General features: G+C 67.5%; 6 protein-coding genes. 2 read left to right on the top strand and 4 right to left on the bottom strand.

Annotated features, from left to right (window positions below; genetic code table 11):
• Positions 1 to 103: 103 nt before the first annotated feature.
• Positions 104 to 2,284 (bottom strand): type I secretion system permease/ATPase, encoded by a 2,181-nt coding sequence (locus KIT53_RS10620; RefSeq protein ID WP_297751829.1) that lies wholly within the window; start codon positions 2,282 to 2,284, stop codon positions 104 to 106.
• 491 nt (positions 2,285 to 2,775) lie between these two features.
• Between KIT53_RS10620 and KIT53_RS10615 the strand changes: the two genes are divergently transcribed.
• Positions 2,776 to 3,066 (top strand): DUF1330 domain-containing protein, encoded by a 291-nt coding sequence (locus tag KIT53_RS10615; protein ID WP_297751806.1) that lies wholly within the window; start codon positions 2,776 to 2,778, stop codon positions 3,064 to 3,066.
• A gap of 6 nt (positions 3,067 to 3,072) precedes the next feature.
• On the opposite strand, the gene KIT53_RS10610 is transcribed toward KIT53_RS10615, so the two are convergent.
• From KIT53_RS10610 to KIT53_RS10600, 3 genes are read right to left on the bottom strand one after another with little or no spacing between them, the layout of a single operon-like run.
• Complete coding sequence (locus KIT53_RS10610; protein ID WP_297751804.1) at positions 3,073 to 3,459, bottom strand: VOC family protein; 387 nt, start codon at positions 3,457 to 3,459, stop codon at positions 3,073 to 3,075.
• Between the two features lie 59 nt (positions 3,460 to 3,518).
• The gene (locus tag KIT53_RS10605; protein ID WP_297751801.1) at positions 3,519 to 4,709 is read right to left on the bottom strand and encodes an MFS transporter; all 1,191 of its coding nucleotides are present in this window, start codon (positions 4,707 to 4,709) and stop codon (positions 3,519 to 3,521) included.
• On the bottom strand, positions 4,702 to 5,673 hold the full coding sequence (locus KIT53_RS10600; RefSeq protein WP_297751798.1) for a tripartite tricarboxylate transporter substrate binding protein: 972 nt from the start codon (positions 5,671 to 5,673) through the stop codon (positions 4,702 to 4,704). Before KIT53_RS10600 ends, KIT53_RS10605 begins: the two co-directional genes overlap by 8 nt.
• 320 nt (positions 5,674 to 5,993) lie before the next feature.
• On the opposite strand from KIT53_RS10600, the gene KIT53_RS10595 reads away from it, so the two are divergent.
• Entirely contained in the window at positions 5,994 to 7,772 is a 1,779-nt protein-coding gene (locus tag KIT53_RS10595) for a TonB family protein (RefSeq protein ID WP_297751796.1), read from the top strand.
• Positions 7,773 to 7,803: the final 31 nt, after the last annotated feature.

Raw genomic sequence — 7,803 nt, 5'->3', positions numbered from 1 at the left:
GCCAGGCGCGCAGGGCCGGCCATTTCCTTGCGGTGAGCCCACGAAAGCTTGAAGATGGACGCATACCGTCCAAGCAGCGCAAGCACGGGATGAGGCGCATGGCTCATGGGCTCGTCCCTTCAGATGTTTGCGATGCCCTTGGCTGCGCTCCATCGTCCTGCGCAGGCTCTTCCGGAAGCCGGGCATCCTGCAAGCGCCAAAGTTGCGCGTAGTGTCCGTCAGGCTGCGTCACCAGCGTGTCATGGGTGCCGCTTTCCACGATCCGACCGCGATCCATCACCACGATGCGGTTGGCATGTCGCACGGCCGAGAGGCGGTGCGCAATGATGATCACGGTGCGGCCCTTGCTGATGCGCGCCATGTTGCGCTGGATGATGGCCTCGCTCTCGTAGTCCAGCGCGCTGGTGGCTTCGTCAAAGATCAGGATGCGCGGATTGCCGAACAGCGCCCGGGCGATGGCAATGCGCTGACGCTGCCCGCCCGAAAGCGTGCTTCCCTGCTCACCCACCACGGTGTCATAACCTTCGGGCAGCTCGCTGATGAACTCGTGGGCGCCGGCCAGCTTGGCCACCTGCACCACGACCTCGATGGGCGCTGCCGGATCGGTGATCGCAATGTTTTCTCGAACACTGCGGTTGAAGAGCAGGTTTTCCTGCAGCACCACGCCCACCTGCCGGCGCAACTGAGCGGCATCGATCAGGCTGATGTCGATGCCGTCGATGATCACGCGCCCCTGTTCAGGCGAATACAGCCGCTGCACCAGCTTGGTCAACGTGCTCTTGCCCGAGCCGGATCGCCCCACGATGCCCAGCACTTCGCCCGCAGCAATGTCCAGGCTGACGCTATGCAACACAGGCGCCGCCTCCGGGCGGTAGCGGTGGGTGACCTGATCGAACTGCACATGACCCTTCAGCGGTGGCAACTGGGCGGCGTTGGTGGGAGGCACCTCGGTGCGGCTGTTCAGGATGTCGCCCAGGCGCGCCATGGAAATGCCGGTCTGCTGAAAGTCTGTCCAGAGCTGGGCCATGCGCATGATCGGCTGAGACACGCGCTGGGCAAACATGTTGAAGGCCACGAACTGGCCCACCGTCAATTGCTGGTCCATGACCAGGTGGGCGCCCCACCACAGGGTGGCGGCGTTGACGAGTTTTCCAATCAAGTTGATGCCTTCGTGCCCCAGGGTGGCCACGTTCTGTGTCTTGAAACCCGCCGAGACATAGCCGGCCAGTTGGCCATCCCAGCGACGGCCAAACGCCGGCTCAAGCGCCGTGGCCTTGACGGTCTGGATGCCGGTGACGGTCTCCACCAGCATGGCCTGGTTCTCAGCACCACGGGCGAACTTCTCGTCCAGCCGGCGCCGCAGGACGGGCACGATCGCCAGGCTCAGCCCGAAGTACAGCGGCAGGCTCACCAGCACGATGAGCGTGAGCGTGACGCTGTAGAACAGCATGACGGCGATGAACACCACCGAGAACAGCACATCGAGCACCACGGTGAGCGCGTTGCCGGTGAGAAAACTGCGGATGTTCTCCAGTTCTCGCACGCGGGCCACCGAATCGCCCACCCGTCGCGCCTGGAAATAGGCCAGGGGCAATTGCACCAGGTGCCGAAACAGCCTTGCGCCCAACTCCACGTCGATGCGGCTGGTGGTATGGCTGAACACGTAGGTGCGCAGGTAGGTCAAGACCGACTCGAAGACCACCACCAGGCCGATCACCAGCACGTCCAGCGTGGTCATGCCTCGGTGTACCAATACCTTGTCCATCACCACCTGGAAGAACAAGGGGCTGACCAACCCAAAGAGCTGCAGCATGAAGCTGATGAACAGCACCTCGCCCAGCAGCTTGCGGTGCTTGACCAGACTGGGGATGAACCACGAAAAGTCGAACTTGGCCAGCTCACCCGCCAGACTTGCACGGCTCGAGATGAGGATCAATTCGCCCGTCCACTGGTCGGCGAACACGTCCAGGGACTCGATGGTGGGCCTGCCTGCCGCCGGATCGTGGAGCAATACCCGCTGCGCATTGACCTGGGCCAGAACGACCATGCGCGGCGGGCCATCGGGGCAGCGAGGATCGCGAAGCATGGCCAGCGCAGGCAATGGGACGTGCGGCAGCCGCTCCATACTGGTGCGGGTCAGCTTGGCTTTGAGTCCAACATGCCTGGCGCCGAGAAGCACGTCTTCGGCCAGAACGGCCCGGCTGGCCGGGATACCCAATGCGTGGGCGATGACCGCAGGTTCGCAAGGGATTTGATGAAATCGCGCGACGAGGCAGAGCGCGATGAGAGGGGAATGGAGGTCGGCGTGTGAGGCCCCCTCGCATTGTCAGCATCTGTGGAAGCGCCCAAGGCCTCTTCGGTGGGAGTGGGTGGACTCTGAGGCGCAATCTGCCCCAGTGCCGGCAATGTCGATACGGCGCTTCCTCCCACCTGCAGCCCCCTTTGTTTGAGCGATGGCAAAAGCCAAAAGCTCACCCAATTTAACGGGCTTAAAGTTTTCTGATGGCGGCCCCTGTCAAGGTTGGCGTTTTCTCCCCAAAACTTGCATTCGAGACCAGTTGGAAATACCCAACCGGTCATTCACCCCATAGCGGTGCTACGGGTTTTCTCCAGTTGCATGGGTATGCGCGTCATGAGGTGCCGCCGACCGGCTTGATCAAAGTCACCTTTACTCGCTCGCTATACTGCGCCGGTCAAGTCCAAAAAAGACTTGATCGGGATTGACCTCCCGCCGATGAACCTTCTGCAGCGAAAGCCGCAGCAGCCCAACTCGACATGCCCAAGGCCTACTGGATCTCCACCTACCGCTCCATCAGCGACCCCGCCGCCCTGGCCGAGTACGCGCGCATCGCCGGCCCCGCCATCCAGGCGGCGGGCGGGCGTTTCCTGGCGCGCGGTCTGCCGGCCAAGGTCTATGAGGCGGCGGTCAACGAGCGCGCGGTGCTGATTGAGTTCGACAGCGTGGAGCAGGCCGTCGCCACGCACGACAGCCCGGCATACCAGCTCGCACTCAAGGCCCTGGGAGACGGCGCGGTGCGGGACATCCGCATCGTCGAAGCGCTGTGACCTGATTCACACGGCCGCGTGGCAGACGGCCTCGATGTTGTGGCCGTCGGGGTCGCGGACAAACGCACCGTAGTAGTTGGCGTGGTAGTGGGGGCGCAGGCCGGGCGGCCCGTTGTCCACCCCGCCGGCGGCGATGGCGGCCGCATGGAACGCATCGACCTGCGCGCGGGTCGATGCACGAAAGGCGACGTGGATCGGCGGCTGGTTGGGCGTGCCGCCGGAAATCCAGAAATCCGGCTTGGGCGGTTCGCCAAAGCCGGCCGTGTCGGCGTAACCGGTGACCGAAGCGGGCAGCTCCATCACCAGTGCATAGCCCAGCGGCGCCAGCGCCAGAGCGTAGAAGGCCTTGCTCTTCCTGATGTCGCTGACGTTGATACCCATGTGGTCGATCATGATCGCGTCCTTGCTGTGGTGTTTCCGGGCAGGCTGCCGTGCCTGGTTCCGGCCAGCCACTATCCTCGCAGATCACGCTGTCGCGCCGCCAGCCGGGCCGCGCCCGCGCTCGCGGCCATGGACAGCAGCATGCCCGCCAGAGCCACCCAGTTGAGCCATCCCCAGCCCGCGTGGGCAATGACCACGCCGCCGATGGCCGCACCTATGCCCTGGCCGGCGTAGATGGCCGCGGTGTTGAGCGCGATGGAGCCCGACACCAGCGACGGCGCGATGCCGGCCAGCCGCACCTGCTGCGAAGAATTGGCCGCGAAGTAGCCCAGCGCCCAGGGCACCAGCACCAGTGCCATGGCCGCGAACCCGGTGCCCAGGGGCCAGGCCGCCAGCGTGACGCAGGCCAGGCCCAGTGCAATGAGCAAGGCCCGCGGCGCGCCGATGCGGTCGATGCGCCGCGACAGCAGCGTATTGCCTGCCAGGCCGAAGACGCCGAGCCACATGAACAGCAGCGACAGCTGGGCCGCCGAAACGCCCACCTGCTGCTTGAAATAGGGGGCGAAATAGGCGTACAGCGTGAACTGGGCGGAGCCGAACATCAGCGTCACGCCCAGGCAGCTCATGACCGCGGGCGAGCGGAAGACGCGCCCCCACGCGTCCCGCGCCATGGCCGGCGGGCGCACGTCCGCCGGCAGGGAACGCCATATCCACAGCGCGTTGGCCAGGCTGCACAGGCCCACCAGAGCGAAGGCCTGGCGCCAACCCAGCGTACCGCTGACGAATGCGCTGATCGGCATGCCCAGCACCGCCGACGCGGAGAAGCCCAGGAACACGAAGGTGATGGCCCTGCCTCGCAGTGCGGGCGGCGCCAGCAGGCCGGCGCAGGCCGCCGCCTGCGGGGTGAAGATGGCGGGCGACACCATGGCCAGCATGCGCACCGCCATCAGCAGGCCCAGGCTGGGCATGAACGCACACAGCACATGCAGCGCGCCGTACCAGCCCATGGTGAGCGCCAGCAGGCGCCGGCGGTCCCAGCCCGGCAGCAGCGCGGCGGCCAGCGGTGCGCTCAACGCCACCACCAGGGACGACACCGAGATGAGCTGGCCGGCGCGGGAGATCGACACGCCCAGCGAGGCGCTGATCTCCGGCAGGGTGCCGGGCACGGCGGACACGCCGTAGCCCACCACGAAGTTGCCGAACAGCAGGGCCCACAGGGCATGCGGCAGCGCGCCGCCTTTTCCCGCGGACGCTTCAGCCACCGTAGCTGATGGACGGCACCAGTTCCATGGCCCGCTTGATCGCCGCCGCTTCACGGCGCGTCACGCGCGTGACGTACTCGCCGCCTTCGGCCGCCTGCACCACGCCGTTCTTGGCGATCTTGTCCTTCATGTCCGGTTCCGCCGCCGCCTTGGCGATCGCGTCCTTGAGGCTGGCCACGATCTCGGCCGGCGTGCCCGGCGGCGCCCACAGCGCAAAGTTGATGTCCTGCACGTAGCCGGGCAGGAAGCGGGCGATCGGCGGCACGTCCGGCAGCAGCGAGAAGGCTTCCTGCGAGGTCACCGCGATCAGGCGCAGCTTGCCTTCGCGCGCGTTCGCCAGCATGGCGCCATTGATGGACTCGAACCAGACCTTGACCTCACCGCCCAGCACGGCCTGCAAGGCCGGCGCACCACCCCGGTAGCGGATGGTGTTGAACTTCAGCTTGGCGCCATGCGCCAGCAGGGCCGTGGCCACCTCCAGCGTGGGCCCCGACACCGCCACGTCCACGCCACCAGACTGCTGCTGTGCCCAGGCCACGAAGCTGGGGAAATCCGTCACCGGCAGCGAAGGGTGTACCAGCAGGCACAGCGGATTCATCGCCAGGTTGGCCAGCGGCACCAGGGAAGTGGCCGGGTCGAAGCTGTTGTCCTTGGTGACCAGCGGGTACTGCACCACCGTCGTGATGGTGGTCATCACCATGGTGTAGCCGTCCGGTGCGGCACGCCAGCCCGCCTGCACGCCAATGGAGCCGGAAGCACCGGTGCGGTTCTCCACCACCACCTGCTGGCCCAGGTAGTTGCCCATGGACGCGGCGGTCATGCGCGCCAGGGCATCACCCACGCCGCCCGGCGCGTAGGTGTAGATCATCTTCAAGGGCCGGGAGGGAAAGCTCTGGGCCCGCAGCGCGGGGGCCAGTGCAAGGGCGCCCGAAGCGAGCAGAAGGTCGCGGCGGTTCCAGGTCATGGGGAGTCTCCTAACGTGGTTTTGGCTGATTGTTTTGTACAAATACATTTTGTATTCGTACCATGTCAATTTACCAATAGTCCAACCATTCGTAAAGCGGAATCACCCGCATCGCCCAGCCCCTCGGGGCGCGGCGCCGGCCTCACCTGGCGCAACCGTGAGATTCGGCACCCCGGAAGCAGGGGTTTGGAGAGGACAATCACCCGGATGTGGTGCACCAACCTCTGCGGAACACTTGAGCGCAGCCAGGGCCGATGGCAAGGCCGGGCCGAACTGCGGCTCAAGCGGACGGCGCGGCCACGGCCGGCGGAGGGCGCTGCTTGAGTTCCGCCAGCACCCGCCCATCCACGCTACCGCCTTCAGGCTCCACGCCCTCACGCCCGCACCGGCGGCGCAGGCGCAAACGCCTGACCCCTGACCAGGCCGAGCGCCGCGCCATGCGGCTCGGCGTGCTGGGGTCTCTGCTCTTTCACGCCCTGTTGTTGACCCTCACCTATGGCAGCGCAGGCCTCGGCCTGCTGCCCGGCTTCAGCCTGCCGTGGCAGGACCGGCGGGCCGAGGTCCCCGCGCTGCGCGTGGTGCTCAACCCAGCGCCGCAGCCTTCGGCCGACCCCGTTGACGCAGCCTCGGCATCCGACCCGGCTAAAGCGCCTTCGCCGGCGGACGCAACAACCCCGCTGACGCTGCTCGACTACGCCGAACGGGTCGCCCAGCAACGGGAGGCCGCCGCCGCGCAAGCAGCGCGGCTTGAGGCGGCCCGCCTGCAGGCTGCGCGGATCGAAGCGGCGCGCCTGGAAGCCGCACGCCGGGCGGCCGCACGCCAGGAAGCGGCGCAGCTGGCCGCAGCCAGAGCCGCCGAGGCCGCACGCGAGGAAGCCCGGCGACAGGAAGACCTGAGCCGCCAGGCGATGGCAGCCCGGCCAGAGGAGCCACAGGCACCGGATGCCCAACAACCCCACGCCGAAGCCGCGCAACGGGAGCAGGAACCGCAGCGCACCGAGAGCACGCAACAAGCACAAGCACAAGCACAAGCTGAAGCCGAGGCCCAGGCCCAGGCCGAGCGGCAGGCACAGGAACGCCTCGCCATGGAACAGCAGATCGCTCTGGCACGGCAGGAAGAAGCCGCGCGCCATGCCGCCGCACAGGCCGAAGCCGCGCGGCTGGAAGTGGAAAGACAGGACGCCGAGCGCCAGGCCACGGCACAACGCCAGGAAGCCGAACGCCTCGCCAGCGCACAACGCGAGGAAACGGCCCGCCAGGCTACCGCCGCACAGGCCGAAGCCGCACGGCAGGAAGCCCAGCGGCGCGCCGCCGCCGAACGCGAGGCCGCGCGCCAGGAAGCCGAACGCATCGCCAGCGCGCAACGCGAGGAAGCCGCCCGCCAAGCCGCCGCACAGGCCGAGGCCGCAAGGCAGGAAGCCCAGCGGCGCGCCGCCGCCGAACGCGAAGCCGCGCGCCAGGAGGCCGAACGCATCGCCAGCGCGCAACGCGAGGAAGCCGCCCGCCAGGCTGCCGCGCAGGCCGAAGCGGCACGGCTGGAGGGTGAGCGTCAGGCCGCCGCACAACAAGAGGCCGCGCGCCAGCAGGCGGCGGCGACTTCCGAAGCGGCCCGGCTGGCGGCGGAGCGCCAGGCCTACGAAGCCCAGCGCGAAGCCCGGCTGCGCGAGATCGGCCGGCAGTTGAATGAAGAAGCGGACCGACGTGAGGCGGCGGCTGCGGCCGCGCAGCGCGATCCGCAGGCCAGCAGTCTGCGCCGCTACCGCCTGTTCGGCCGCACGGACCCCAACGCCGAGCTCATCCGCTACGCCGAGGCCTGGGCGCGCAAGATCCAGATGAACATGACCTTCGAGATGGTGCGCGAGGCAGCGAAACAGGCGCACACCCAGCCCGTCGTCACGGTGGCGATCCGCAGCGACGGCTCGGTGGAGTCCATCACCTTCCTGCGTTCCAGCGGCGTACCCGCCCTCGACGAGGCCATCCCGCGCATCGTGCACAGCCAGGCCAACTACCCACCCTTCCCGCCGGCACTGGCGCGCGAATACGACGTGATCGAGATCCGCCGCACCTGGCACTTCGACGTCGCGGTGCGGCTGTACTGAGCCGGCCGCCGCGCCCGCCGATTGCGCCAAG

Origin of the sequence: Hydrogenophaga sp. (assembly GCF_026125785.1) — a bacterium.
Classification (GTDB): Bacteria; Pseudomonadota; Gammaproteobacteria; order Burkholderiales; family Burkholderiaceae_C; genus Hydrogenophaga.
Note: the sequence above shows the minus strand (reverse complement) of the source record. Positions and strands in the feature narration are given on the sequence as shown.

What these genes read in the sequence shown, in the direction of transcription:
- KIT53_RS10600 (WP_297751798.1), bottom strand. Translation starts at nt 5,673, where the DNA reads ATGACCTGGAACCGCCGCGACCTTCTGCTCGCTTCGGGCGCCCTTGCA.
- KIT53_RS10615 (WP_297751806.1), top strand. Translation starts at nt 2,776, where the DNA reads ATGCCCAAGGCCTACTGGATCTCCACCTACCGCTCCATCAGCGACCCC.
- KIT53_RS10610 (WP_297751804.1), bottom strand. Translation starts at nt 3,459, where the DNA reads ATGATCGACCACATGGGTATCAACGTCAGCGACATCAGGAAGAGCAAG.